The 25,742-nt window shown below is 66.8% G+C and carries 16 protein-coding genes and 2 pseudogenes; 14 read left to right on the top strand and 4 right to left on the bottom strand.

Translation table 11 applies throughout. The annotated features are described in order from the left end of the window. Window positions 1-369: 369 nt before the first annotated feature. The 11 genes and pseudogenes from uvrA to CSQ85_RS00055 all read left to right on the top strand — a co-directional run bounded on the left by uvrA (window position 370) and on the right by CSQ85_RS00055 (window position 15,444). Entirely contained in the window at window positions 370-3,351 is a 2,982-nt protein-coding gene (uvrA, locus tag CSQ85_RS00005; RefSeq protein WP_395956115.1) for an excinuclease ABC subunit UvrA, read from the top strand. Next, window positions 3,348-5,723 carry an excinuclease ABC subunit UvrC gene (gene uvrC / locus CSQ85_RS00010; protein WP_150382324.1) on the top strand — a complete coding sequence of 792 codons (2,376 nt, stop codon included), beginning with the start codon at window positions 3,348-3,350 and terminating at the stop codon, window positions 5,721-5,723. The genes uvrA and uvrC overlap by 4 nt, the downstream gene beginning before the upstream one ends. Before the next feature lie 37 nt (window positions 5,724-5,760). Beyond that, complete coding sequence (locus CSQ85_RS00015) at window positions 5,761-6,732, top strand: shikimate dehydrogenase family protein (protein WP_150382701.1); 972 nt, start codon at window positions 5,761-5,763, stop codon at window positions 6,730-6,732. A 26-nt stretch (window positions 6,733-6,758) separates the two neighbouring features. Further along, window positions 6,759-7,682: an RNase adapter RapZ gene (rapZ, locus tag CSQ85_RS00020; protein WP_223846731.1), complete on the top strand. Its 924-nt coding sequence runs from the start codon at window positions 6,759-6,761 to the stop codon at window positions 7,680-7,682. Window positions 7,683-7,843: 161 nt separating this feature from the next. Then, a pseudogene (gene whiA, locus CSQ85_RS00025) lies at window positions 7,844-8,806 on the top strand (DNA-binding protein WhiA); the annotation flags it as partial. Between the two features lie 350 nt (window positions 8,807-9,156). Continuing rightward, a complete protein-coding gene (locus CSQ85_RS00030) occupies window positions 9,157-10,362 on the top strand; it encodes a phosphoglycerate kinase (protein WP_107041677.1) in 1,206 nt (401 codons plus the stop codon). Between the two features lie 117 nt (window positions 10,363-10,479). After that, window positions 10,480-11,274, top strand: a complete 795-nt coding sequence (tpiA, locus tag CSQ85_RS00035; protein ID WP_107041678.1) for a triose-phosphate isomerase — start codon at window positions 10,480-10,482, stop codon at window positions 11,272-11,274. A gap of 133 nt (window positions 11,275-11,407) precedes the next feature. Next, entirely contained in the window at window positions 11,408-11,656 is a 249-nt protein-coding gene (gene secG, locus CSQ85_RS00040; protein ID WP_107041679.1) for a preprotein translocase subunit SecG, read from the top strand. Window positions 11,657-11,811: 155 nt separating this feature from the next. After that, entirely contained in the window at window positions 11,812-12,762 is a 951-nt protein-coding gene (locus CSQ85_RS00045) for an L-lactate dehydrogenase (RefSeq protein WP_150382325.1), read from the top strand. 32 nt (window positions 12,763-12,794) lie between these two features. After that, complete coding sequence (locus tag CSQ85_RS00050; RefSeq protein ID WP_150382703.1) at window positions 12,795-13,628, top strand: HAD family hydrolase; 834 nt, start codon at window positions 12,795-12,797, stop codon at window positions 13,626-13,628. Window positions 13,629-13,749: 121 nt separating this feature from the next. Then, window positions 13,750-15,444, top strand: coding sequence for an aminotransferase class I/II-fold pyridoxal phosphate-dependent enzyme (locus tag CSQ85_RS00055; protein ID WP_223846732.1), 1,695 nt, complete (start codon window positions 13,750-13,752; stop codon window positions 15,442-15,444). Here CSQ85_RS00055 and CSQ85_RS00060 read toward each other — a convergent pair. Further along, window positions 15,422-16,897 (bottom strand): MATE family efflux transporter, encoded by a 1,476-nt coding sequence (locus CSQ85_RS00060; protein WP_150382326.1) that lies wholly within the window; start codon window positions 16,895-16,897, stop codon window positions 15,422-15,424. The two genes, CSQ85_RS00055 and CSQ85_RS00060, sit on opposite strands and share 23 nt — an antisense overlap. A gap of 214 nt (window positions 16,898-17,111) precedes the next feature. On the opposite strand from CSQ85_RS00060, the gene CSQ85_RS00065 reads away from it, so the two are divergent. Then, on the top strand, window positions 17,112-17,876 hold the full coding sequence (locus CSQ85_RS00065; RefSeq protein WP_150382327.1) for a carboxymuconolactone decarboxylase family protein: 765 nt from the start codon (window positions 17,112-17,114) through the stop codon (window positions 17,874-17,876). 64 nt (window positions 17,877-17,940) lie between these two features. Continuing rightward, a complete protein-coding gene (locus tag CSQ85_RS00070) occupies window positions 17,941-18,981 on the top strand; it encodes a hypothetical protein (protein WP_150382328.1) in 1,041 nt (346 codons plus the stop codon). A gap of 195 nt (window positions 18,982-19,176) precedes the next feature. Here CSQ85_RS00070 and brnQ read toward each other — a convergent pair whose 3' ends face one another. The 3 genes from brnQ to tkt all read right to left on the bottom strand — a co-directional run bounded on the left by brnQ (window position 19,177) and on the right by tkt (window position 24,036). Then, window positions 19,177-20,577, bottom strand: coding sequence for a branched-chain amino acid transport system II carrier protein (gene brnQ, locus CSQ85_RS00075; protein ID WP_150382329.1), 1,401 nt, complete (start codon window positions 20,575-20,577; stop codon window positions 19,177-19,179). A gap of 141 nt (window positions 20,578-20,718) precedes the next feature. Then, a complete protein-coding gene (tal, locus tag CSQ85_RS00080) occupies window positions 20,719-21,822 on the bottom strand; it encodes a transaldolase (RefSeq protein WP_107041684.1) in 1,104 nt (367 codons plus the stop codon). 105 nt (window positions 21,823-21,927) lie between these two features. Beyond that, on the bottom strand, window positions 21,928-24,036 hold the full coding sequence (gene tkt / locus CSQ85_RS00085) for a transketolase (RefSeq protein WP_107041685.1): 2,109 nt from the start codon (window positions 24,034-24,036) through the stop codon (window positions 21,928-21,930). 432 nt (window positions 24,037-24,468) lie between these two features. On the opposite strand from tkt, the pseudogene hrcA reads away from it, so the two are divergent. Further along, window positions 24,469-25,599, top strand: a pseudogene (gene hrcA / locus CSQ85_RS00090) (heat-inducible transcriptional repressor HrcA); the annotation flags it as partial. Window positions 25,600-25,742: the final 143 nt, after the last annotated feature.

Genomic DNA, 25,742 nt, shown 5'->3' on the forward strand with positions numbered 1-25,742 from the left:
GGGGTGGTGTCGGGGGTGGTCGGTGCGGTCAAGGCTGTCGTCTCCTGTGAGGGTTCCTATCGGGGATGAGTGGGATGGGTGGCTCCGTCCGGTGCCGGTGCGCCGGCGGGCAAGTGCTGCGGGCGATCGTCACGTCGGGCGCGTCGGTTCGCGTATGGCCCGGCGGACGGATCCCTTTCGCCAATGTAACGGGGAACCGGCGCAAAGGCAATACCCAATTTTCCGACACACCATCGAACAACTGTTCGAATTATGTCGGGGAATCGGGTATCCTTGGGGCAGGTTTTGACGTATTCGCACATATCGGAACAGGGACGAGGAAGGCGGGGCGCTGTGGCGGCGACGCGGACTGATACGGAGACGACGGATGTGGAGGCGACGGGCGTGAAGACGGGCGTGCAGGCGGACGTGAAGACGGACGGCGGGGAGTCGTTCCTCGCGCGCGAGATCGCGAAGGCGCCGCTCGTCGAGCGCGGCGGTTCGCTCGTCGCCGACATCTCGCACATCCCGAACGACCTCAAGATCACGATCCAGGGCGCCCGCGAGCACAACCTGAAGAACGTGGACCTCGCGATCCCGCGCAACCGCATGGTCGTGTTCACCGGCCTGTCCGGCTCGGGCAAGTCGTCCCTCGCATTCGACACCCTGTTCGCCGAGGGGCAGCGGCGCTACGTCGAGTCGCTGTCGGCCTACGCCCGGCAGTTCCTCGGGCAGATGGACAAGCCCGACGTCGACTTCATCGAGGGACTGAGCCCGGCCGTCTCCATCGACCAGAAGACCACCAACCGCAACCCGCGCTCCACCGTCGGCACGATCACCGAGATCTACGACTACCTGCGACTGCTGTTCGCCCGCACCGGCGTGCCGCACTGCCCCGAATGCGGTGAACCCGTCGCCTCGCAGACCCCGCAGCAGATCGTCGACACGCTGATGGCCTACCCCGAGCGCACGCGCTTCCAGATCCTCGCCCCCGTCGTCAGGGGGCGCAAGGGCGAGTTCGTCGACATGCTCGAGTTGCTGCGCTCCGACGGCTACGCCCGCGCGCTCGTCGACGGCGAGATGCGCCAGCTGTCCGACGACATCACCCTCGCCAAGCAGAAAAAGCACACCATCGAGGTGGTCGTCGACCGCCTCGTCGTCAAGGACGGCATGCGCCAGCGCCTCACCGACTCGGTGGAGACCGCGCTGAAACTCGCCAACGGCTCCATCGTCATCGACTTCGTCGACGAGGAGGAGGGCTCGCCCGCCCGCCGCCGCCCGTTCTCCGAACATCGCAGCTGCCCCAACGGGCACACGCTTGAACTCGACGAGATCGAGCCGCGCACCTTCTCGTTCAACGCCCCCTACGGCGCATGCCCGGCCTGCACCGGCCTTGGCTTCAAGCTCGAGATCGACCCCGAGCTCGTCATCTCCGACCCGGACAAGTCGCTGGCCGAAGGCGTCATCGAACCGTGGAGCGGCACCAAGATGAGCGCCCAGTACTACGGGCACGTGCTCGAGGGGCTCGCCAGGGAGATGGGCTTCTCGATGCGCACCCCGTGGAAGGACCTGCCCGAGGACGTGCGTCACGACATCCTCTACGGCCACGACTTCAAGGTCGACGTCTCCTACCGCAACCGCTGGGGGCGCCTGAGGGAGTACTCCACCGGCTTCGAGGGCGTCGTGCGCACCCTCATGCGCCGCCACGAGGAGACCGATTCGCAGTCGATGAAGGAGTACTACGAGTCGTACATGCGCGAGGTGCCCTGTCAGGTGTGCAAGGGCAGGAGGCTCAAGCCCGAGGTGCTCGCGGTCACCGTGGACGGCAAGTCCATCTTCGACGTGTGCGACATGCCCGTCGTGCGCGAGCTCTCGTGGGTCAACGGCCTGCACCTCGAAGGCTCCGCGCTGAAGATCGCCGGCGAGGTGCTGAAGGAGATCAAGGCCCGTCTGGGCTTCCTCAACGACGTCGGCCTCGACTACCTCACCCTGTCGCGCGCCGCCGCCACGCTCTCCGGCGGCGAGGCGCAGCGCATCCGCCTCGCCACGCAGATCGGCTCCGGCCTCGTCGGCGTCATGTACGTGCTCGACGAGCCGTCCATCGGCCTGCACCAGCGCGACAACGCGCGCCTCATCGAGACCCTCCACCACCTGCGCGACCTCGGCAACACGCTCATCGTCGTCGAGCACGACGAGGACACGATCCGCGGCGCCGACTGGCTCGTCGACATCGGCCCCGGCGCCGGCGAGCACGGCGGCGAGGTCGTCTACTCCGGCCCCGCCTCGCACCTGATCGAGGCGAAACGGTCCATCACCGGCGACTACATCGCCCACCGCCGCGAGATCGCCGTGCCCGACCATCGGCGCAAGGTGCGCAAGACCGCGCGTCTGCGGGTCGTCGGCGCCCGCGAGAACAACCTCAAGAACATCGACGTGGACTTCCCGCTCGGTGTGTTCACCGTCGTCACCGGCGTCTCCGGCTCCGGCAAGTCGTCGCTCGTCAACTCGATCCTCTACCCGGTCCTCGCCGACAAGCTCAACGGCGCGCGCATCGTGCCCGGCAAGCACCGCCGCGTCGAGGGACTCGACCAGGTGCGCAAGGTCATCCACGTCGACCAGAACCCGATCGGGCGCACCCCGCGCTCCAACCCGGCCACCTACACCGGTGTGTGGGACAAGATCCGCGCGCTGTTCGCCAAGACCCCCGAGGCGCAGGTGCGCGGCTACGGCCCGGGGCGCTTCTCGTTCAACGTCAAGGGCGGCCGGTGCGAGGCCTGCCACGGCGACGGCACGCTCAAGATCGAGATGAACTTCCTGCCCGACGTGTACGTCGAGTGCGAGACCTGCCACGGCAAGCGGTACAACCGCGAGACACTCGAGGTCAAGTACAACGGCAAGACCGTCTCCGACATCCTCGACATGCCGATCGAGGAGGCGGCCGACTTCTTCAAGGCGTACACCGGCATCTCCCGGTACCTGAAGACGCTCGTCGACGTCGGCCTCGGCTACATCCGCCTCGGCCAGCCCGCGCCCACGCTCTCCGGCGGTGAATCGCAGCGCGTCAAGCTCGCCACCGAGCTGCAGCGCCGATCCGACGGCAAGACGGTGTACATCCTCGACGAGCCGACCACCGGCCTGCACTTCGAGGACGTCAACAAGCTGCTCACGGTGCTGCAGGGGCTTGTCGACAAGGGCAACACGGTCATCGTCATCGAGCACAACCTCGACGTCGTCAAGTCGGCCGACTGGATCATCGATCTGGGCCCCGAAGGCGGCGACGGCGGCGGCACGATCGTCACGCAGGGCACGCCCGAGCAGGTCGCGGCGTGCGAGGGGTCGTGGACGGGGAAGTTCCTCAAGGGCATGCTGTGACGAACGACATCGAACGGCATTCGCCGGAGGTATGGCGTAGGACCGCCGATGCCTTGCGCGGCGGGCGTGAGGGCGAAGCAGGTGCCGGCGCGGGTGTCTCCGGCGGGGACGCGGCGCGCGTGAACCGCAACGGGGCCCCGCTGCTGGGGGATTCGCGCGACCTGTTCCGGCCCAGGACCTCCGACATCCCGGCGAAGCCGGGGGTGTACAAATGGCGTGACGGCGAGGGGCGCGTCATCTACGTGGGCAAGGCGAAGAACCTGCGCAACAGGCTCACCAACTACTTCCAGCCGCTGTACCTGCTGCATCCGCGCACGCAGACGATGGTGCTCACCGCGCGCAGTCTCGAATGGACGGTCGTGGGCACCGAACTCGAGTCGCTCACGCTCGAATACACATGGATCAAGGAGTTCGACCCGCGGTTCAACGTGCAGTTCCGCGACGACAAGACCTATCCGTATCTGGCCGTCTCGGTGGGGGAGCGCGTGCCCCGCGTGTGGGTGACGCGCAGCCGCAAACGCCGCGACACCCGCTATTTCGGCCCTTATGCGAAGGTGTGGGATCTGCGGCACGGGCTCGACCGGCTGCTGCGCACGTTCCCGGTGCGCACCTGCACGACGAGCGTGTACCACAAGGCGGAGCTGACCGGACGACCCTGCCTGCTCGCATCCATCGGCAAATGCTCGGCGCCCTGCGTGGGCCGCATCGGCACGGACGAGCACCGGCGCATGTGCGAGCGGCTCGTCGGCGTCATGACAGGTCGCCTCGGCAGGTCGTACCTCGCGCAGCTGACGCGCGACATGAAGGCGGCGGCGGCCGACCTCGAGTTCGAGAAGGCGGCGCGGCTGCGCGACGAGATCGCCATGCTCTCCACCGTCGTCGAGCAGAACGCGGTCGTGTTCGACCAGGATGTGGACGCCGACGTGTTCGGCTTCGCCACCGACGAGCTCGAGGCGTCCGTGCACGCGTTCCATGTGCGCGCCGGGGCGATCCGCGGCGAACGCAACTGGAGCGTCGAACGCGTCGAGGACATCGACGACGCCGGGCTCATGGCCGACCTGATCGTGCAGGTCTACTCCGAACTGGCCGGCGGCGCGGGTGGTGACGAGACCGGTGGGAACGGCGGTGCGGACGGCGTCGGGCGGAACGTCGGGGTGACGGTCGCCGGCGCCGAAGGGCTGGTGCGCGAGCGGCGCGAGGCCATTGGCTCGACGCAGACCGTGACCGCGGTGGACGCGGCCGCGCGCGCGAAGGCCACCCGCGAGCGCAACGCGCGGCAGGAGGTCACCGGCCGGGCGGACCTGCTCGCGCCGATCGCCCCGGTGCCGCGCGAGGTGATCGTGCCGATCGAGCCATCCCGGCGCGAGGAGCTCGAAGGCTGGCTCACGGGCCTGCGCGGGGGAGCGGTCTCGATCCGGGTCGCCTCGCGCGGCGACAAGAGGCAGCTCATGGACCGCGCCAACGAGAACGCCTCGCAGGCGCTGCAGCGCAGCAAGCTGAGCCGCATCTCCGACATGGGCGCGCGCACGCAGGCGATGAACGACGTCGCCGACGCGCTCGGTCTCGACGAGGCGCCGCTGCGCATCGAATGCTACGACATCTCGAACACCGTCGGCGGCGCGTTCCAGGTCGCCTCGATGGTCGTGTTCGAGGACGCCATGGCCAGGAAGTCCGAATACCGGCGGTTCGCCATCCGCGGCAGGGACGGCAAGGGCGCGCTCGACGACCTCGACGCCCTGTACGAGACCCTCACCCGGCGCTTCCGCCACGGCAACATTGCCGGCGACTCCGGCGAGAGCATCGACGCGGAACGGCGTGTGCGCGCGGCGGAGGAGGCCACGGCGGAGCCGGGGGCGGCACCCGCCGAGCCGGTCGTCCAGCAGAACACGGACCGTCACCGCTTCGCCTACAAGCCGAACCTCGTCGTCGTCGACGGCGGCCGTCCGCAGGTCATGGCCGCGGCCAAGGCGCTGAGGGACTGCGGCGTCGACGACGTGGCGGTATGCGGGCTCGCCAAGCGCCTCGAGGAGGTGTGGGTGCCCGACGACGACTATCCGATCATCCTCAAACGACAGTCGGAGGGCATGTACCTGCTGCAGCGCGTGCGCGACGAATCGCACCGCTTCGCCATCACCTACCATCGCCAGACCCGGCGCAAGGGCGCCCTGCGCAGCGCGCTCGACGACATCCCCGGCATCGGCGAGACCTATCAGAAGCGGCTGCTCGCCCGGTTCGGCTCGGTGCGAGCGATGCGCGAGGCGAGCGTCGAGGAGCTCGAGTCGGTCAAGGGCATCGGCCACGCGAAGGCGCAGGCCATCCACGATGCGCTCGCGAAGGGCGGCGATGACGGCGGGCAACACCGTTCCGAGTAGGATGGGTGGAAGTGAACCCAAGGAGGCATGGATGACGATCGCCAACCGATGCGCGGTGCTGGGCAAACCCATCGCGCACTCGCTGTCCCCGGTGCTGCACAACGCGGCGTACCGGGCGCTTGGACTGACGGATTGGGCCTACGACAAGCACGAGGTGGGCGAGGGGGACCTCGACGCCTTCCTCAAGGGGCTCGATCCCACATGGCGCGGACTGAGCCTGACGATGCCGCTCAAGAAGACCATCCAACCCTACGGCACGCCCGCCAACGTGTGGGCGCGCGAGCTCAAGGTGGCCAACACCGCGGTGTTCGACTGGTCGGCGGCGACCCACGGCGACCCGGCATGGCCCAACGGCAGGCCGGGCGTCAAGCTCTACAACACCGATGTGGTCGGCATCCAGCTCGCCTTCGACCACGCCAACCGCGAGCTCGGCGCGCATCACGCCGACGACGGGTCCGGCCGCGCGCTCATCATCGGCAACGGCAACACCGCCACGTCGGCGGCCGCCGCATGCATGATGATGCGCGAGATCGGCCGCATCACCGTCGCCTCCCGGCATCCGGGGCGGGACCTCGGGCTGGGTCACGCCTCGAGGATCCTTTACGGGGACGACCGCCGGCCCTATGACGAGATCGATCTGACGGACGACGGGGCGGTGGTCGGCGCGGCGCGGCGGGCGACCTACGTCATCAACACCATCCCCGGTCATGCCGCCGACGGGCTCGCCGGCGTGATCGGCGCGTCGGGCGTGACGTTCGACGGCCTGCTGCTCGACGTGGTCTACGATCCGCGTCCCACGAAGCTCATGCAGGCGTGGCGCTCGCGCGGCGGGCACGCGATCGGCGGCGAGGAGATGCTCCTCTATCAGGCCGTCATCCAGGTGCTGCTGATGACCGGCGTGTGGGACGGCGATCCGCCCTCGGACGCCGACCGCAGGCTGCAGGACGTCACCACCGATGACGACCAGTTGGAGATGGCGATGAGGCGTGCGCTCGAGGAGGCGTTGTGATGGCCGCGATGAGGAACCGACGACTGATGACGATGATCAACCAGAGCGAACCGGGCGAGGAGAACCAGCCGGCGCCCGCCGACGCCTTCGAGGTGCTGCTCATCACCGGCATGTCCGGCGCGGGCCGCTCGCACGCCGCCGACTGCCTCGAGGACATGGGCTGGTACGTGGTCGACAACCTGCCGCCCAAGCTGCTCGTGCCGCTCGTCGACATGATGACCAACGCGCGCGGCGGCGACGGCGTGCACAAGCTCGCCGCCGTCATCGACGTGCGCTCCCGCTCCTACTTCGACGACCTCAACGAGGTGCTGAGCCACCTCGACGACCTCGGCGTCAAGACCCGCATCCTGTTCCTCGACGCCCGCGACGACGTGCTCGTCAAGCGCTACGAGTCGGTGCGCCGCCCCCACCCGCTGCAGCGCGGCAACCGCCTGATCGACGGCATCAACGAGGAACGGTCCCTGCTCGCCAACCTCAAGGAGCGCGCGGACATGGTGATCGACACCTCCGCGCTGTCCATCCACCAGCTGTCCACCAAGCTGTACGAGGCGATGGTCGGCAAGGGACCGTCCACCGTGGCCGTGCACATCTTCAGCTTCGGCTTCAAGTACGGCACCCCCACCGACGCCGACTTCGTGGCCGACGTGCGGTTCCTGCCCAACCCGTTCTGGGTCCCGAGCCTGAGGGAGCTCAACGGCCTCGACAAGCCCGTCTCCGACTACGTGCTCGGCTCGAAGGGCGCCACGGATTTCCTCGACGCCTACGAGAAGGCGCTGGTGACCGCCATCGAGGGGTACGCGAAGGAGGACAAGCACTTCGTGACCATCGCCATCGGCTGCACGGGCGGGCAGCACCGCTCCGTCGCGATGAGCGAGGAACTGGCCCGGCGGCTGCGCTCGCACGGCCTCGACGTCACCGTTTCGGCCCGTGAGCTGCAACGTAGGCGATGACCACATGCTGACCACATCCCGAGACGACCCCGACGAAAAGACGGTAAAGGTAAGAGGGTTGTCCAAGATGGTCGGTATCACAGAAATTCGGCGGACGGCGGGATCATCCCCATGACCGGGCCCGGGACCATTGAGAGGGACGAGACTTAGGAGGTTGGCTCTTGGCTCTTCTGGATGACGTGAAAAGCGAGCTGGCGGCGTTGGAGGACGAGAAGGCGGATGCGCTCAAGGCGCAGGTGACCGCCATGATCCGCTTCGCCGGCGGTTTCACGCGTAGCGCTCAGAAGCAGATCGTCATGCTCGCCAGCTTCGATTCGCTGGTTGCGGCGCAATGGCTGCAGCGCAATATCAAGGATCTGTACAATCTTGAGGCCAATCTCATCACCTCAAGCCGCAGCACGCCCAAGGGACCCCACCAGTACCATGTCGTCAAGGTGGAGAGGGGCGCCGTGAACCTCGCGGTGGCCACCGGCCTGATCGATCGCAACAAGCCGGTCAGGGGACTGCCCGCCAAGATCGTCCAGGGCAAGATCGCGCAGGTGCGCGCCGCCTGGCGAGGCGCGTTCATGGCCACCGGACGCCTGTCCGACCTCGGCAAGAACCCGTACATGGAGATCGTCTGCCCGTGCAACGAGGCGGCGATGGCGCTCGCAGGCCTGTCACGGCGTCTGGGCATCACCTCCAAGCCCCGTCAGCTGAGCAAGTCGTACCGTGTGACGCTCACCGACCCGGATTCGATCGAGCGCATGCTCAACTCGATGGGCGCGGTGCAGTCCGCGCGCGAGTGGACCGGAAAGCGCCCTGACGGAGAGACCCGTTCCAAGGCCAACCGTCTGGCCAACTTCGACGACGCCAACATGCGTCGTTCGGCGATGGCCGCGTCGGTCGCGTGCAAGAACGTGGTCGCCGACTTCCGCATCCTCGAACTGCTCGGTGTGGACATGGAGGACTCCTCGCGCGTGAACATGCGCGACGCGGGCCAGTTGCGTCTCGCGCACGCCGAGGCGAGCCTCGAGGAGCTGGGTCGTCTGTCCGATCCGCCGCTGTCCAAGGACACCGTCGCCGGCCGCATCAGGCGTCTGCACATGCTCGAGCGCAAGCAGTCGACCGAGGCCGTCAAGCGCGCCTTCAGGATTCTGGAGGACGCCGGCGTCGAGATCCCCGACGATCTGGCCGTCGTCGGCAGGACCAGCCTCAAGTACCCCAAGGAGAACGGCATCTCGAGGGTCATCGAGAAGGCCAAGCTGGACGTGTCCGTCGACGAGTTCGCCGAGCGTCTGTGCGCGCTGATCGAGCTCGCGGAGAAGACCGTCGGCAATCGTTCCTGAGCGATCGTCATGAGCGAGCGATCCCGAAGGTCCTCGTTTTGACGAAAAACATGTGTCAGGCCCGCCATTGACGGCGGGCCTGTTGTATTATGCGAAGTGGCAAGAACTCGCCACTTTCCCGCGCAAGCGGTTCAGAAAGGATACACATGAAGACACTCAAGGATCTTGGAGATCTCAAGGGCAAGCGCGTTCTGGTGCGCGCCGATTTCAACGTCCCGCTGGACGGCACCACGATCACCGACGACGGTCGTATCAAGGCCGCCCTGCCGACGATCAAGACCCTGCGCGAGGAAGGCGCCAAGGTCATCCTGATGGCCCATCTCGGCCGTCCGAAGGGCAAGGTCGTCCCGGAGCTGTCCCTGGCCCCGGTGGCCAAGCGTCTGGGCGAGCTGCTCGGCGTCGAGGTCCCGCTGGCCGCCGACACCTACGGCGAGGACGCCCAGGCCAAGGTCGCCGCGATGAACGACGGCGACGTCGTCCTGCTCGAGAACGTGCGCTTCAACCCGGAGGAGACCAGCAAGGACCCGGAGGTCCGCGCCCCGTACGCCAAGAAGATCGCCGCCCTCGGCGATGTCTTCGTCTCCGACGGCTTCGGTGTCGTGCACCGCGCCCAGGGTTCCAACTACGACGTGGCCGCCGATCTGCCGGCCGCCGCCGGCCTGCTGGTCGAGAAGGAAGTCAAGGCCCTGTCCAAGGCCACCGAGAACCCGGAGCGTCCGTTCACCGTCGTGCTCGGCGGCTCCAAGGTCTCCGACAAGCTCGGCGTCATCGAGAACCTGCTCGACAAGGCCAACCGCCTCGTCATCGGCGGCGGCATGGTCTTCACCTTCCTCAAGGCCAAGGGCTACGAGGTCGGCACCTCCCTGCTCGAGGAGGACCAGCTCGACAAGGTCAAGGGCTACATCGAGACCGCCGAGAAGAACGGCGTCGAGCTCGTGCTGCCGACCGACATCGTCGTGAACCCCGGCTTCCCGGCCGGTGACACCCCGGTCGCCCCGGAGGTCGTCCCCGCCGACGCCATCCCGGCCGACAAGATGGGCCTCGACATCGGCCCCGACTCCCAGAAGCTGTTCCACGACAAGATCGTTGACTCCAAGACCGTCGTGTGGAACGGACCGATGGGCGTGTTCGAGATCGCCGCGTTCGCCGACGGCACCAAGGCCGTGGCCCAGGGCCTCGTCGACGCGACCGCCGCGGGCGCCTTCACCATCGTCGGCGGCGGCGACTCCGCCTCCGCGGTGCGCAACCTCGGCTTCCCGGAGGACGGCTTCTCGCACATCTCCACCGGTGGCGGCGCCTCCCTCGAGTTCCTCGAGGGCAAGGAGCTTCCGGGCCTGAAGGTGCTCGAGTAGTATCCGATCGATGAGGCGAGGGGCGGCTTGGGCCGCCCTTTCGCTTCTATCGCCCTTCTATCGCCCTTTCGGATCGGCCTTCGGGGCGATCCCGCCAACGCCAACAGAGAGGAACCCATGGCGTCCAAACGCATCCCGCTGGTTGCCGGCAACTGGAAGATGAACTTCGACCATCTCGAGGCGACCTATTTCGTGCAGAAGCTGGCATGGCTGCTGCGCGACGCCCGCTTCGACTTCCGATCCGTCGAAGTGGCGCTGTTCCCCTCCTTCACATCGCTGCGCAGCGTTCAGGTGCTCGTCGAGGCCGACAAGCTGCGGATTCACTACGGCGCCCAGTCCGTGTCCGTCACCGATCAGGGCGCGTTCACCGGCGACATCTCCGCCGACATGATCGCCCATCTCGGCTGCTCGTACGTCATCATCGGCCATTCGGAGCGCCGCAAATACCATCCCGAGGACGACGCCAACATCGTCGATCAGGTGCGCGCCGTGCTCGCCGCCGGCATGCAGCCGATCCTGTGCGTCGGCGAGAGCTTCGAGGAGCGCCGTCAGGGCATCGAACTCGACTTCGCCGTCGGACAGGTCCATGACGTCACGCGCGACCTCAACGAGGACGAGGCGTCCCGGCTGATCATCGCCTACGAGCCGGTCTGGGCGATCGGCACCGGCATGGTCGCCACCCCCGAATCGGCACAGGACGCCGCGCAGGCCATCCGCGCCGATATGAAGAGCACGTTCGGTGCCGACGTCGCCGACGTGGTGCGCATCCTCTACGGAGGGTCGGTCACCTCGAAGAACGCGGTGGAGCTCATCGGCGAACCCGATGTGGACGGCTTCCTCATCGGAGGCGCCTCGCTGGACGCGGACGAGCTGGCGCGCATCTGCCGTCTCACGCTCAGAACCGTGCGCTGAACCGTTCACCGGCGGTCCGCCGAACCGTTCGCCGGACCGCGCATCGGACGCGCATCGGACCGCACGCCCCGATCCGTCGGCGTCCCCGTCTATGCTTGGGCGGAGCAATAGTAGAACCCGGAGGTAATCCACCTTGACCGCAGTCAAAATCACCCTCGAAATCGTCGTCGTCATCCTCAGCTGCCTGCTGACCCTGCTCATCCTCATGCACAAGGGCAAGGGTGGCGGTTTGTCCGACATGTTCGGCGGTGGCCTGACGCAGAACGCGGGCACCTCCGGCGTCGCCGAGAAGAACCTGAACCGCTGGACCGTCATCATCGCCCTGATCTGGGTGGCGATCATCATCGCCCTGGGCCTGATGACCAAGTTCAACCTCATCTGATCCATCGCCCGCAGGGCATCGCGCAAGGCATAAGGACATACCGGCGTGCACCATCGACGACCCATGACCGTTCCGCGGCCATGGGTCGTGTTCGTATGCGCGGCGGCCGGGCACGGGCGGACCCCGGCACGGCAACAACGGAAAAGGACAATCCCATGGTCACCATGAACCGCAACAAGGTCGTCATCGTCGGCACGGGCCAGGTCGGCTCCACCGCCGCGTTCGCCATCGTCACGCACGGCCTGTGCAACGAGCTCGTGCTCATCGACCACAATCCGGACAAGGCGTCGGGGGAGAGCCACGACCTCGACGACGGCAGCGAGTTCTGGGACCGCCACATCCGGGTCCACTCCGGCGACTACTCCGACTGCCGAGACGCCGACATCGTCGTCATCACCGTCGGCCGCAAGCCCCCGGCCAACTCCACCCGTTTGGCCGAACTCGGCTTCACCGTCGGCCTCGTCGGCGACGTCGTCGACCATGTCATGGCCTCCGGCTTCGACGGCGTGATCGTCATGGTCTCCAACCCGGTCGACGTGATGGCGTGGTACGCGTGGAAGCGCTCCGGCCTGCCGCGCACGCAGGTGCTCGGCACCGGCACCGCGCTCGACACCTCGCGCCTCAAGACCATCATCGGCGAGGAGACCGGCCTCGACCCGCGCAACGTCGGCGGCTTCGTCATGGGCGAGCACGGCGACTCCCAGTTCACCGCATGGTCCACCGTCGCCCTCGGCGGCAAACCGTTCGCCCGGTTCCTCGCCGACAACCAGAGCCGGTTCTCCTCCGTCTCCACCGAGGAGATCGAACGCAAGACGCGCATGCGCGGCAACGAGATCGTCGCCGTCAAGCACGGTACCAACTTCGGCATCGCCTCCACCGTTGCCGGCATCGTCCAGACGATCCTGTGGGACGAACGCCGCATCGTGCCCGTCTCCACGCTGCTCGACGGCGAATACGGCGAGCATGACGTCTTCCTCGGCGTGCCCACCGAGCTGCGCGCCAATGGCGCCAACGAGATCGTCGAGCTCGACCTGACCGACGAGGAGCACGCCAAGCTCCACCGCTCCGCCGAGATCGTGCGATCCTACTGCGAGGGGCTGCTGTGACGGATACCGCAAGCACCATCACGGCCGCCGGCATGGACCCGCGGCCGCGGCTCATCGTCGCCGACCTCGACGGCACGCTCCTGCATGGCGCGCCCACGTTCGAGGAACGCTACATCACCAGCCGTTCCGTCGAGGCCGTGGAACGCCTGCACGACGCCGGATACCGTTTCGCGATCTCCACGGCACGCCCCGTGAGCACCGGCTACGAGTACGCCCAGAAGCTCCCGGTGGACGCGGTCGTCTACCTCAACGGCGCGCTGATCGACTTCGACCCCACGCGCTCCGACTACGACATGCTCACCTCGGGCATGATGCCGGCCGACGGGCACCTCATGAAGATCGGCTTCCCCTCGTCGCGCGCCTGCGAGGTGTGCCGGTTCCTGCTGGACGAGATGCCGGGGCTGAAGCTCGGCATCGTCATGGACGACGTGCGCTACACGAACTTCGACGTGAGCGTCTACTGGAAGACGCAGACGTGGCGTCCCACCGACTTCACCGACGTGCCCGACGGCGTGGCAGACAAGCTCATCATCTTCCCCGAACCCGAGCAGTGGGCGCGGCTCAAGACCCTCGTGCCGCCGGACTTCGACGTGGCGATCTCCGAGGGGTCGATGTGGATGCTCATGAACCCCCTCGCCAACAAGCGCCACGCGCTCGAGACCCTGTGCAAGCGCATGGACGTGCCGCTTGCCGGGACCGTGAGCTTCGGTGACGACCTCATCGACATCGACATGATGACCGCCTCCGGCATCGGCGTCGCCGTCGCCAACGCCAATCCCGAGGTCCTGAAGATCGCCGATCAGATCTGCCCTCCCAACGACGACGACGGCGTCGCCCAATGGATCGATTCCCACCTGCTCTCCTGAACACAAAAGTTCAATTCACGATGTGAGATGATGACGGAATCAAATTGAACTTGTCTTGAACTGGGTCTAGCTTTTGAACCAATGTTCAATATAAATTGAACTTTATGGTTTGGAGGAAGCCATGACCACTACGGTGTTCGCCGACCGTCTGCGCAATGCGATGATCGACAGGGGAATGAAGCAGATCGATCTCGTCCACGCCGCCGAACGCAGCGGCGTCAAGATGGGCAAGAGCCACATCAGCCAGTACGTGGCCGGCAAGACCATGCCCCGCGAGGACGTGCTCGACTTCCTCGCCGGCGAGCTCAAGGTGGATGCGGCCTGGCTCAGGGGGGATCTGAGAGGCTCGTCCGACGACGTTGTCACGGTCCTTGGTCCGGGAACCTCGATGCCGTCCTCCGCGAACGGCGCGGACGCCATCGACCCCGAATCCACCGCCGACACCGATCCGATCGTCGAACCGTTCCCCGAACCGACCCACGCCGTGCGCCCGGTCGACGATGCCGCCGTGACGTCCTCCGAGACGGGGTCGAACGGTTCGGCGGCGTCTCCGGACGGCTCGCCATCCTCACCGGCGCCGGGTTCCCCGACCCCGCGCCGTCGCACATTCGGCAAATCGCACAAGCTCGACCACGTGCTCTACGATGTGCGCGGCCCGGTCGTCGACGAGGCGGCCCGTATGGAGGCCGACGGCACCCACATCCTCAAGCTCAACATCGGCAACCCGGCGCCGTTCGGCTTCCGCACCCCGGACGAGGTCGTCTACGACATGGCCCACCAGCTGACCGAGACCGAAGGCTACTCGCCGTCCAAGGGCCTGTTCTCCGCGCGCAAGGCCATCATGCAGTACGCGCAGCTCAAGAACCTGCCGAACGTCACCATCGACGACATCTACACCGGCAACGGCGTGAGCGAGCTCATCAACCTGTGCATGTCCGCGCTGCTCGACGACGGCGACGAGGTGCTCATCCCAAGCCCCGACTACCCGCTGTGGACCGCCTGCGTGAACCTCGCCGGCGGCACCGCCGTCCACTACGTGTGCGACGAATCCTCCGAATGGTATCCGGACATCGACGACATGCGCGCGAAGATCACCGACCGAACCGTCGCCATCGTGCTCATCAACCCGAACAACCCGACCGGCGCGCTCTACCCGAAGGAGGTGCTCGAGCAGATCGTCGAACTCGCCCGCGAGCACCATCTGATGATCTTCTCCGACGAGATCTACGACCGTCTGGTCATGGACGGCCTGAAGCACACGTCCATCGCCTCACTCGCCCCGGACCTGTTCTGCGTGACGTTCTCCGGCCTGTCCAAGTCGCATATGATCGCCGGCTACCGTGTCGGCTGGATGGTGCTTTCCGGCAACAAGCGTATCGCCCGCGACTACATCGAGGGCATCAACATGCTCGCGAACATGCGCATCTGCTCGAACGTGCCCGCCCAGTCGATCGTGCAGACCGCGCTCGGCGGCCACCAGAGCGTCAACGACTACATCGTGCCCGGCGGCCGCCTCTACGAGCAGCGCGAGTACATCACCAACGCGATCAACGCGATCCCCGGCCTGACCGCGGTCAAGCCGAAGGCGGCGTTCTACATCTTCCCGAAGATCGACGTGAAGCGGTTCCACATCCGCGACGACGAGCAGTTCGCGCTCGACCTGCTGCACGACCAGCGCATCCTCATCACGCGCGGCGGCGGCTTCAACTGGGGCGAGCCGGACCACTTCCGCATCGTCTACCTGCCGCGCATCGAGGTGTTGAAGGACGCGACCGCCAAGATCGCCGACTTCTTCAGCTATTACTGGCAGAACTGATCCCACGCGGTTTGCGCAGCTCCGGCAGCATCGCCACGAACAGCACCACCGCCAGGATCGCCGTCAACAGATCGGCCAACGCCTGCGCGGCGATCACGCCGTTGTAGCCCGCCACGCGCGATCCGACGAACAGCGTCACGGCGAGGATCACGCCTTGACGCCCAATCGACAGCAGGAACGCGCCCAGCGCCTTGCCGGTCGACTGGAACGTGCACGTCGTGACCATGACGATCGCCACGCACACGAGGCTCAGCAGTTGCACGCGCAGCATGCCCGCGCCGAGCGTGATGATCGTCTCGTCGGCGATGAAGAAGCGCATGAGCTGACGGTCGAAGACGCTCAACACCACCGTCATCACCAGCGCGAACGAGCATAGGAACGCGTACGCGAACCGCATGATCCCGGCGAGCCTGACCATGTTGCGTGCGCCGTAGTTGTAGCCGATGAGCGGCTGCGCGCCGAAGGCGAAGCCGACGAACACGAGCACCGCGATCATCACCACCTTGAGCGCGATGCCCATCGCCGCCACCGCGTCGGTGCCGTAAGGCAGCAGAAACAGGTTCATCATCACGATGCCGACGCTCTGCGTGAGGTTCGTGATCGCCGAGGGAATGCCGATGACGAGGATGTCGCGCACTTCGGCGCCGGTGATGTCGAGACGGACGCGCGCAGGCGTCACGACCGTATTCGTCGCGTCTGTATTCGCCGCGTCCGCCGGGCGTTCGTCCCCGACCTCGTTCGCATCCGTCCTCACACCATCGCCACTGCGGAACATGAGCCGCGGGTCGATCGACAGGTTCGGGCTGCGCTTCAGCAGGAACCACACGAAGTACGCGTCGGTGAGGATGTTCGCGATCACCGTCGCACCCGCGGAGCCGGCCGCGCCCCAACCGAACACATGGATGAACAGGGGGTTGAGCACCACGTTGATCGCGGTGCCGGCGATCGATCCGATCATCGACTGCACCGCGTGGCCCTCGGTGCGCAGCATGTTCGTCGGCGTCATCGACACGATGATGAACGGCGAGCCGATGATGATCAGCGTATAGAACTCGCTCGCCGGCACCCATGTGTCGCTGGTCGCGCCGAGCAACGTCAGCATCTGATCGCGGAACACGAGCCCCAGCACCACGATGAGGACGCCGGTCAAGATCGCCGCGTAGAAGCAGAACACGCTCAGCCGCTTGCCGTCTGCGAAGCGGTGCCGGCCGAACAGCCGGGAGATGACCGAACTGCCGCCGAGGCCGAAGATGTCGCCCAACGCGATCATCACCGTGAACACCGGTGCGGTCAGCGAGACGCCCGCCACCATGTTCGTGTCGCCGGTGTGCGCGATGAAGTACGTATCGACCATGTTGTACACGAGCGTGACCAGCATGCTCAGCACCACCGGCATCGCCAGACTGAAATACGCCTTCGGAATCGGCGCCTTCTCGAACAGTTCGCTGTCCATGACCGTTCGACTCTCCTTCCCATGTCCGTTCGTTCCGTTGTCCGTTCGTTCTCTTCCGCATGCCCGCCGCGCGTGGTGTGGGCCGTGGACATGGTAACCGCAACAGTGCGGACAACGACACGCTGGGCGACCGTTGACCTGCAGCGCTTGAAGTCCATAGGGTGGGAATCATTCGTCCAGATGCGCGGATGCGCGAGGGAAAGGAACCATCGACATGTTCGGAACCAGAAAAGGCGGCCTGTTCGCGGACGGCAAGCCCACGCTCGGCCAGTGCGACCCGGAGTTCATCGACCTGTTCACCCGATTCGCCTACGACGAGGTCGTTCACGAGCCGGGCGCCAACCACCCCGATCTCGACGACGCCACCCGTTCGATGGCGATCCTCGCCACGCTCCTCGGATGCCAGGGCGAGGACGCGTTCGCCACGATGCTGCCGGTCGCGCTCGACGGGGGAGTGAGCCCCATCCAGGTCAAGGAGATCGTCTACCAGGCGGTCGCCTACCTCGGCTTCGGCCGCGTCTTGCCGTTCCTCACCATCGTCAACGAGACGCTGACCGATCGCGGCGTCACCCTGCCACTCGAAGGCCAGTCGACCACGACGCCCGAGACACGCGCCGAGGCCGGCGAGCGCTCGCAGATCGAGATCTTCGGCGAGGGCATGCGCGGCTTCGCCACGTCCGGGCCGGAGGAGACCCGTCACATCAACAAGTGGCTGGCGGACAACTGCTTCGGCGACTACTACACGCGCGGCGGCCTTGACACGCGCCACCGCGAGATGATCACGCTGTGCTTCCTCGCCGCGCAGGGCGGCTGCGAACCGCAGCTCGTCGCCCATGCGAAGGCCAATCTGCGCGTCGGCAACGGGAAGGCGTTCCTCATCGCCGTCGTCTCACAGACGATGCCCTACATCGGCTATCCGCGCACCCTGAACGCGATCCGCTGCATCAACGAGGCCGCCGAGGCCGCCGCTGCCGCGTAGCCGGTTTCGTAAAGGTCGGCTCGGTACGATGCGCGTGCCCGTCTCCGAGCCGTACAGTGGTGTCATGGCAGCTTACGATTCCCTGAACGTTCGTCCTGTGCTCCCGGCTGCGCAGGCCGCGATCCTGTCCGCGGTCGCCGCGATCGGCGGGGCCGGGATCTCCTTCGCCCCGCTGTACGAGCGCATCTGGGGCGGCATGATGCTGCACCCCGCTTGCCCGCTCGTCGATCGGGCCTCGTACTACAGGGACGTGCTGAACGCCCCGTCGAACGCGGACAGCGGGTACGGTATGTGCGTCACCGCGCCCGCATGGTTCGCCGGCGTGGCCGTCCTGTGCGTGATCGTGGTCGCTGTGGCGACCGCCGTCGTCCTGCTTCACGTCCGGCGTCGCCTCAGCCGTGCGGCGGCATGGGTTGGCGCCATCGTCGTGTGCGCCTGCGCCCTGGCCGTCGTGTTCCTGAACGGCGGTCCGATCGTCGGCGGCGTATTGGGCTGTTACGCCATCCTGTGGATGCTGTATGCGAAACTGCCGGCACCCGACACCGTCCGCCGGGTGTGGCTGTCCCTGATGGTCGGCGCGTTCCCGGTGCTCATGACCGAATACGCGCTGTCCGACGAGGTGAACATCAGCGGCGGCGTCATCCTCGCGTTCTCACTGGCCTGTCTCGCCTACGCGGTGACGGTGACGCAACAGGACTCGCCTCGTCCCGCGGCGGTGGCCATCCCCGCGTTGGTCGGCTGGTGCTGCGCCGCGGGGACCGCGTCCGGCTATCTGCTTCGTCTGATCAGGGTCGGGGGACGCACCGACTTCTGTCCGGCCCTGTCCGCCACGGACGGTGGTGGATTGCAGGCCTCCTGCACCGGCCCGTCAGCGATGACGGCGATGATCGTGACGGCGGCGATACTGCTGGTGCTGTCCGGGATCGTCCTGATTGTGGCCGGTGCGATCGTCGCGAGAAGGGCGACGCGGTCCGTGCTCCAGTCGTCGCGACTGCCTTCCGCGGACAACGTGATTCAAGTCCACGCGAAACTGCCGATGACCCTCGCCGCGTCCGCGATCGCGCTGTTGACCGTCGCCTACATCATCGCCTTCACCCTCGCCTGACACCCCGCTGGCTCCCCTTGTCAGGACGTTGCCGTAAAGCAAACAGCGAGAGCTGTTTGCAGGCAACGTGCGAGCCGATAGGCGAGCTAATAGAACGCACGTAGTGCGTCCTTAATTGCGGGACGAGCTGGCCCGCGAAGTGGGTCTGAGGGGTAGTCAATCCGGCGATAAGGGGACAAAACAGGAGAATCCAGATCACCGTTTTCCCCGAACTGTCGAGTCGACGGCCCCGCAGACGATACCCAATACGGCCGGCATCACCCAGCCGAGAGAATACGACTGCAACGGCAGCAGCGCCAGCGCCGCGTCCAGCCACGGGATCGATGCCCCGAACACCGCGGCCAGCGAGGAGACGCATCCGGCGAACGCGACGACGCCGACCAGCAGCACGGTCCAGCGGTACACGCGCGGCAGACGCGCTCCCAGCACCCGGTGCGTGAGCGCCAGCAGCACCAGCACGATCGAGATCGGGTACAGCGCGGAGAGCACCGGCACGGACACCTTGATGATGAGGCTCAAACCCGCGTTCGACACCACGAAGCTGAACACGGTGAACAGCAGCTGCCAGGCGCGATAGCTCACCGTGCGCCCGCCGACCGTGGGGAACTTCGTGTGGAAGTACGTCGCGCATGTGCAGATCAGTCCGGTGCACACGTTGAGGCACGCGATGACGAACACGACGCCGAGGAACGCGGTGCCGGCCGTGCCGAACACCGAGGACGTGAGGTTGGTGAGCACCGTGGCTCCCGTGTCGCTTGACGGGTCGATCGCGGCGATCGCGCCGGAGACCACGCCCACATAGCTCAACGCGCCGTAGATGAGGATAAGCAGGACGCCGGTGCCGACGCCCGCGTACGCGGTCTCGACCTGCACCTGCCGTTCGTCGTCGATCCGCTGGGCGCGGATGTTGGCCGAGATCACGATGCCGAAGTACAACGCGGCCAGCAGATCCATCGTCTGATAGCCGTCGAGGAAGCCGCGCGCCATCTGTCCGGACGCATAGTCGCCCATCGGCGCGACGCTCCTGCCGATGCCGTGTACGAGGCAGGCGACGAACAGCACGGCGATGAGCGTCAGCAGCAGCGGTCCCATGAACCGTCCCAGCACCTTGGAAAGCTTCTCCGGATGCTGCGCGAAGACGAACGACAGCGCGAAGAACACCAGCGAATACACCAGCTGCGCGATCCAACGGGAATCGGATGCGACGAACGGCGCGACCATCATCTCGAACGACGTGGTCGCCGTGCGCGGGATCGCGAAGCACGGTCCGATCGTCAGGATGATGGCGAGACCCAGCAGGAGCGCGAATCTGGGGGAGATCCGTCCGGCGAGCGCGTCGAACCCGCCCGCGAACGTGACGGCCAGCACGCCGAGGATCGGCAGGCCCACCGCCGAGACGATGAACCCGACGGCCGCGGGCAGGGCGGATGAGCCCGCCTGCGCTCCCACGAACGGCGGGAAGATGAGGTTGCCGGCACCGAAGAACATCGAGAAGAACGTGAAGGTCATCACCAGCCTCTGGCGTGCGTCCAGACGGCGTGCGTCCAGACGGCGTGTGCTCGGCTGTTCGCTCAGCTGATGTGCGTTCGATTGCATGGCGGGCATCCCCTTCTCGCGTGTTCGTGATTCGTGCGCACTCCACCATACGCATTGAGGCTCCCGACCGTGGGGTCGGGAGCCTCAATGGTTCAGCTATTCAGCCGGTATGTGGACGCGCGATGCGCGACTGAGGGGATCTCAGGCGTTGACGCGGTCGATGCCGGACTGGACGTCGGCCAGGACGGAGTCCCAGGACTTGATGAAGGCGGCGACGCCGTCGGCCTCGAGCTTGTCGGTGACGTCCTTGAGGTTGATGCCCAGCTCAGCCAGCTTGTTGATGATGGCGTGGGACTCCTCGTAGGTGCCCTCGATGGACGGAGCGCCGTTGCCGTGGTCGGCCAGAGCGTTCAGGGTCTTCTCCGGCATCGTGTTGACGATGTGCGGGGCGACCAGCTCGTCGACGTACTTGCAGTCGGAGTAGGCGGCGTTCTTGGTGCCGGTGGAGGCCCACAGCGGACGCTGGACCTTGGCGCCCTTGGCGGCCAGATCGGCCCAGCGCGGATCCTCGGCGAACTTCTTCTCGAAGAGCTCGTAGGCGAGACGGGCGTTGGCGACGGCGGCCTTGCCCTCGAGGGCCTTGGCCTCGTCGGAGCCGTTGGCTTCGAGCAGCTTGTCGACCGCGGTGTCCACGCGGGAGACGAAGAAGGAGGCGACGGAGCCGATGTGCTTGAGGTCGTGGCCGTTGGCGTCAGCCTGGGCGATGCCCTCGATGAAGGCGTCGATGACCTGCTCGTAGCGCTCGAGCGAGAAGATCAGGGTGACGTTGACGGAGATGCCCTTGGCCAGGGTGGCGGTGATGGCCGGCAGGCCCTCGAGGGTCGCCGGGATCTTGATCATCGCGTTCGGACGGTTGACCTTCTCCCACAGCTCAACGGCCTGCTTGGCGGTGTTCTCGGTGTCGTGGGCCAGGCGCGGGTCGACCTCGATGGAGACGCGGCCGTCGACGAAATCGGTCTTCTCGGCGATCTCGCGGAAGATGTCGGTGGCGTTGCGCACATCGGTGGTGGTGAGCTCGCGCACGGCGGTCTCGACGTCGACCTTGCCCAGCTCCTTGAGCTGCGCGTCGTACGGGCCGACCTGGCTCAGGGCCTTCTGGAAGATGGACGGGTTGGTGGTGACGCCGACCACGTTCTTGTTGGCGATGAGGTCCTGCAGGGAGCCGGACTCGATGCGGGAGCGGGACAGGTCGTCCAGCCAGATGGAAACGCCGTTGTCGGACGTACGCTGAGTTGCTTCAGTCATTTATTTTCTCCTTGATACCTTATTGGATCAAACTTGGAAATCTTGTTGGGTGGGGGAGGGCCGGTGGCCTTCGCGCCGTAGCGGCGAAGGCCACCGGCCGACGGGTCACTTGGCGGCTTCGACTTCCGCGATGGAGGCCTTGGCGGCCTCGACCACGTGCTCGGCGGTGATGCCGAGGTCGATCATGTTCTGCGCGCCGTTGCCCTGCAGGCCGAACTGCTCGATGGAGACGGGCTTGCCGTAGGAGCCGAGGTACTTGTACCACGGCATCGCCACGCCGGCCTCGACGGAGACGCGGGCCTTGACGGCGGCCGGAAGCACGGCCTCCTTGTACTCGGCGTCCTGCTCCTCGAACCACTCCATGGACGGCACGGAGACGACGCGGGCCTTGACGCCCTCGCCGGCCAGGGTCTTGGCGGCGGCCACGGCCCACTGGACCTCGGAGCCGGAAGCCAGAAGGATGACGTCCGGGGTGCCCTCGGTGTCGACCAGGACGTAGGCGCCCTTGCGGACACCGTCCTTGGCCTTGGCGGCGGTCTCGGCGAGCACCGGCACGCCCTGACGGGTCAGCACCATGGCGCCCGGCAGCGTGTTCTTCTTCTCGAAGAAGTAGCGGTAGGCCTCGGCGGTCTCGAAGGCGTCGGCCGGGCGGATGACCTCGAGCTGCGGGATGGCGCGGAAGGAGGCCAGGTGCTCGATCGGCTGGTGGGTCGGGCCATCCTCGCCGACGGCGACGGAGTCGTGGGACCAGATGTACAGGTTCGGGATCTCCATGAGGGCGGCCAGACGGACGGCGGAGCGCTCGTAGTCGGAGAACATGAAGAAGGTGCCGCCGAACGGACGGGTGTGGGAGCCCAGCAGGATGCCGTTGGTGATGCAGCCCATGGTGAACTCGCGCACGCCGAAGTGCAGCTGGCGACCGAACTCGTTGCAGTTCGGCCACTGAGCGGTGGCGCACTCGGCCGGGGCGAAGGTGGCGGCGCCCTTGAGGTCGGTCTTGTTGGAGCCGCCGAGGTCGGCGGAGCCGCCCCACAGTTCCGGCATGACGGCCGCGATGGCGTTGAGGACGGAGCCGGAGGCGCCACGGGTGGCGACGCCCTTGCCGACCTCGAAGGTGGCCTCGAGGTCATCGATGGCCTTGTCGAAGCCCTCCGGCAGCTCGCCGGCCTTCAGACGGTCGTACAGGGCGGCCTTGTCCGGGTTGGCCTTGCGCCACGCGTCGAACTTCTCGTCCCATTCCTTGTGGGCCTCGAGGCCGCGCTCGGCGACCTTGCGGGCGTGGGCGAGGGCCTCCTCGTCGACGTGGAAGGACTCCTCCGGGTCGTAGCCGAGGATCTTCTTGAGGCCGGCGACGGCCTCGGCGCCCAGCTTGGAGCCGTGGGAGGACGGGTCGTTGGTCTTGCCCGGGGTCGGCCAGGCGATCAGGGAGTGGACCTTGATGAGCTTCGGCTGGTCCGGGGCGGCGGCCTCGGCCTTGGCGATGACGTCGGCCAGACCCTCGATGTCCTCCTTGTAGGAGCCGTCGGGCTGGATGAAGCTGAACTCGTCGGTGTACCAGCCGTAGGCCTGGAAGCGCTTGAGCACGTCCTCGGCCAGCACCAGGTTGGTGTCGCCCTCGATCTGGATGCGGTTGGCGTCGAAGATCACGGTCAGGTTGCCGAGCTTCTGGTTGGCGGCCAGCGAGGCGGCTTCGCCGGAGATGCCCTCCTCGATGTCGCCCTCACCGCAGATCGCCCAGATCTTGTGGTAGAAGGGGGACTCTTCCTTCGGGGTGTTCGGGTCGAGCAGGCCGCGCTGGAAGCGCTCGCCGTACGCGAAGCCGATGGCGGAGGCGAAGCCCTGGCCCAGCGGGCCGGTGGTCATCTCGATGCCCGGGGTCAGGCCGTACTCCGGGTGGCCCGGGGTGCGGGTGTCCGCGCCGCCGCGGAAGTGCTTGAGGTCGTCCAGGGTCACGCCGTAGCCGGAGAAGTACAGCTGAACGTACTGGGTGAGGGATGCGTGACCGCCCGAAAGGATGAAGCGATCGCGGCCCTCCCAGTTGGGATCGTTCGGATCATGCTTGATGAAGTGCTGGTACAGGGTGTAGGCGACGGGCGCCAGGGAGATGGGGGAACCGGGGTGGCCGGAACCGGCCTTCTCAACCGCGTCGGCCGACAGGACCTTCGCCATCTTGATGGCGCGCTCGTCCAGTTCGGTCTCCTTGAATTCGGTCATGGATTACTTTCCTTCCAATTGGTCGGGCCGCGTATCCGGCTTGTGCCGAGCGCAAGACGCCCTCACATTGCGATGCCCATGTTACCGTCCTTTCGCGACGTAGTGGTGTGATTTTGGCGTGTTTTGGTAACTTCTGTTCTGTTAGCGTTCACAGGATGTGCCTCTACGCTGCCGACGAACGCGTTAGCACTCGACATATCGGAGTGCTAATACAATGAAACAGACGAAAACGGCCGTTTCGGTGGCTTCCGGGGCGGTCGTCATGTCGGTTCGGACCCGGTTTCGACGGTGTCCGGAAGGCCGTCGGCCCCTGGTCGGAGGGGCGGATGGACGCCCGGTGCCGTGGTCGGGTCCGGGACATGAATTGTTGATGAACACTGCCGGACGGGTACGTATGAACGGCCCGTCCGGCGAGATCCAAGGAGGTGCGCGATGCCCCAGTCGAGGCGCATGCTGGTCCTGCGCGCCGTCGTCGAGGACTATATCCGTTCCCAGGAGCCGGTCGGTTCCGGCTCGCTCACCAAGCAGCACGATCTGGGGGTGAGTTCGGCGACGGTCCGCAACGACATGGCCGCGCTTGAGGACGAGGGCTATCTCATCCAGCCCCACACCTCGGCCGGCCGTGTGCCCACGGAGAAGGGATACCGATACTTCGTGGACCGTCTGGCCACCGTCGTGCCCCTGTCCAAGGCCCAGCGCAACGGCATCGACAGCTTCCTGTCCGGATCGGCCAGCCTGCAGGACACCCTCCAGCGCGCGGCCCGGCTCCTCGCCCGGATCACCGGCCAGGTGGCCGTCGTCGCCTCGCCGTCGCTCGCCAGATCCACGCTGCGCCACGTCGAGCTCGTGCCGGTCGCCATGGCTACGTTGCTGGCGGTCGTCATCACCGACACCGGACGGGTCGCCCAGCACACGATCGTCGTGCAGGACATGCCGTCCACCCGCGATCTGGGCGAGTTCACCGACGCCGTCAACGCCGGATGCGCGGGTCTGTCGCTGCCGGCGGCGGCCGGACGGGTGCGCGCCCTGCCGTCCCGGCCGCGGTTCCGTGACCTCGCGCCCCTCGCCGAACGGCTCGCGCAGGCGTTCGCATCGATGGCCGACGACGAGCGGGCGAGCGAACTGTACATGTCCGGCGCCTCCAGCCTCGCCCACCAGCGCGCTGTATCCGATCTCGCGCCCCTGTTCGACGCGCTCGAGGAGCAGGTCGTGCTGATGAAGCTGATGAGCGCGCTGAGCGAGGAGTCGCCCCGTGTCGACGGCGTCGGCGTCGCGATCGGCTCCGAGACGCACACGCCGGGGCTCATGCACGCCGCCGTCGTCTCCAGCGGCTACGGCCACGCCGACACGGACCGCACGTCCGGGGCGGACGGGACGGCGTCCGGCCCCGAACCGGGGGCGGACGCGGCGCCGGTGGCGCGAGCGGCCGTCGAGAACACGGCCGGCGAGCCCGTCGCCTTCATCGGTTCGATCGGACCGACGCATATGGACTACGCGACCACCATCGCCGCCGTCCGCGCCGTCGCACGCTACCTGACCGCGTTCCTCGCCGACGGCGAGACCGGGGAATCGGGCCGCGGCGTCGACGGGAACGCGGGAGGCGACGAGGTCGATTCCGGAGCATCCCCGTCCGCGCCGGCGACACCGGACGGCGCCGAGGCCCCCGATCAAGCCGGACCGTCCCGGATCATCCCTGACCGAGCCTT

It is taken from the genome of Bifidobacterium rousetti, from assembly GCF_008698235.1.
Taxonomy (GTDB): Bacteria; Actinomycetota; Actinomycetes; order Actinomycetales; family Bifidobacteriaceae; genus Bifidobacterium; species Bifidobacterium rousetti.

Excerpts from the sequence above, each read along its gene's own strand:
- rapZ (WP_223846731.1), top strand. The coding sequence starts at position 6,759 with ATGACGATGATCAACCAGAGCGAACCGGGCGAGGAGAACCAGCCGGCG.
- CSQ85_RS00030 (WP_107041677.1), top strand. The coding sequence starts at position 9,157 with ATGAAGACACTCAAGGATCTTGGAGATCTCAAGGGCAAGCGCGTTCTG.
- tpiA (WP_107041678.1), top strand. The coding sequence starts at position 10,480 with ATGGCGTCCAAACGCATCCCGCTGGTTGCCGGCAACTGGAAGATGAAC.
- CSQ85_RS00045 (WP_150382325.1), top strand. The coding sequence starts at position 11,812 with ATGGTCACCATGAACCGCAACAAGGTCGTCATCGTCGGCACGGGCCAG.
- CSQ85_RS00050 (WP_150382703.1), top strand. The coding sequence starts at position 12,795 with ATGGACCCGCGGCCGCGGCTCATCGTCGCCGACCTCGACGGCACGCTC.
- CSQ85_RS00055 (WP_223846732.1), top strand. The coding sequence starts at position 13,750 with ATGACCACTACGGTGTTCGCCGACCGTCTGCGCAATGCGATGATCGAC.
- CSQ85_RS00060 (WP_150382326.1), bottom strand. The coding sequence starts at position 16,897 with ATGGACAGCGAACTGTTCGAGAAGGCGCCGATTCCGAAGGCGTATTTC.
- CSQ85_RS00065 (WP_150382327.1), top strand. The coding sequence starts at position 17,112 with ATGTTCGGAACCAGAAAAGGCGGCCTGTTCGCGGACGGCAAGCCCACG.
- CSQ85_RS00070 (WP_150382328.1), top strand. The coding sequence starts at position 17,941 with ATGGCAGCTTACGATTCCCTGAACGTTCGTCCTGTGCTCCCGGCTGCG.
- brnQ (WP_150382329.1), bottom strand. The coding sequence starts at position 20,577 with ATGCAATCGAACGCACATCAGCTGAGCGAACAGCCGAGCACACGCCGT.
- tal (WP_107041684.1), bottom strand. The coding sequence starts at position 21,822 with ATGACTGAAGCAACTCAGCGTACGTCCGACAACGGCGTTTCCATCTGG.
- tkt (WP_107041685.1), bottom strand. The coding sequence starts at position 24,036 with ATGACCGAATTCAAGGAGACCGAACTGGACGAGCGCGCCATCAAGATG.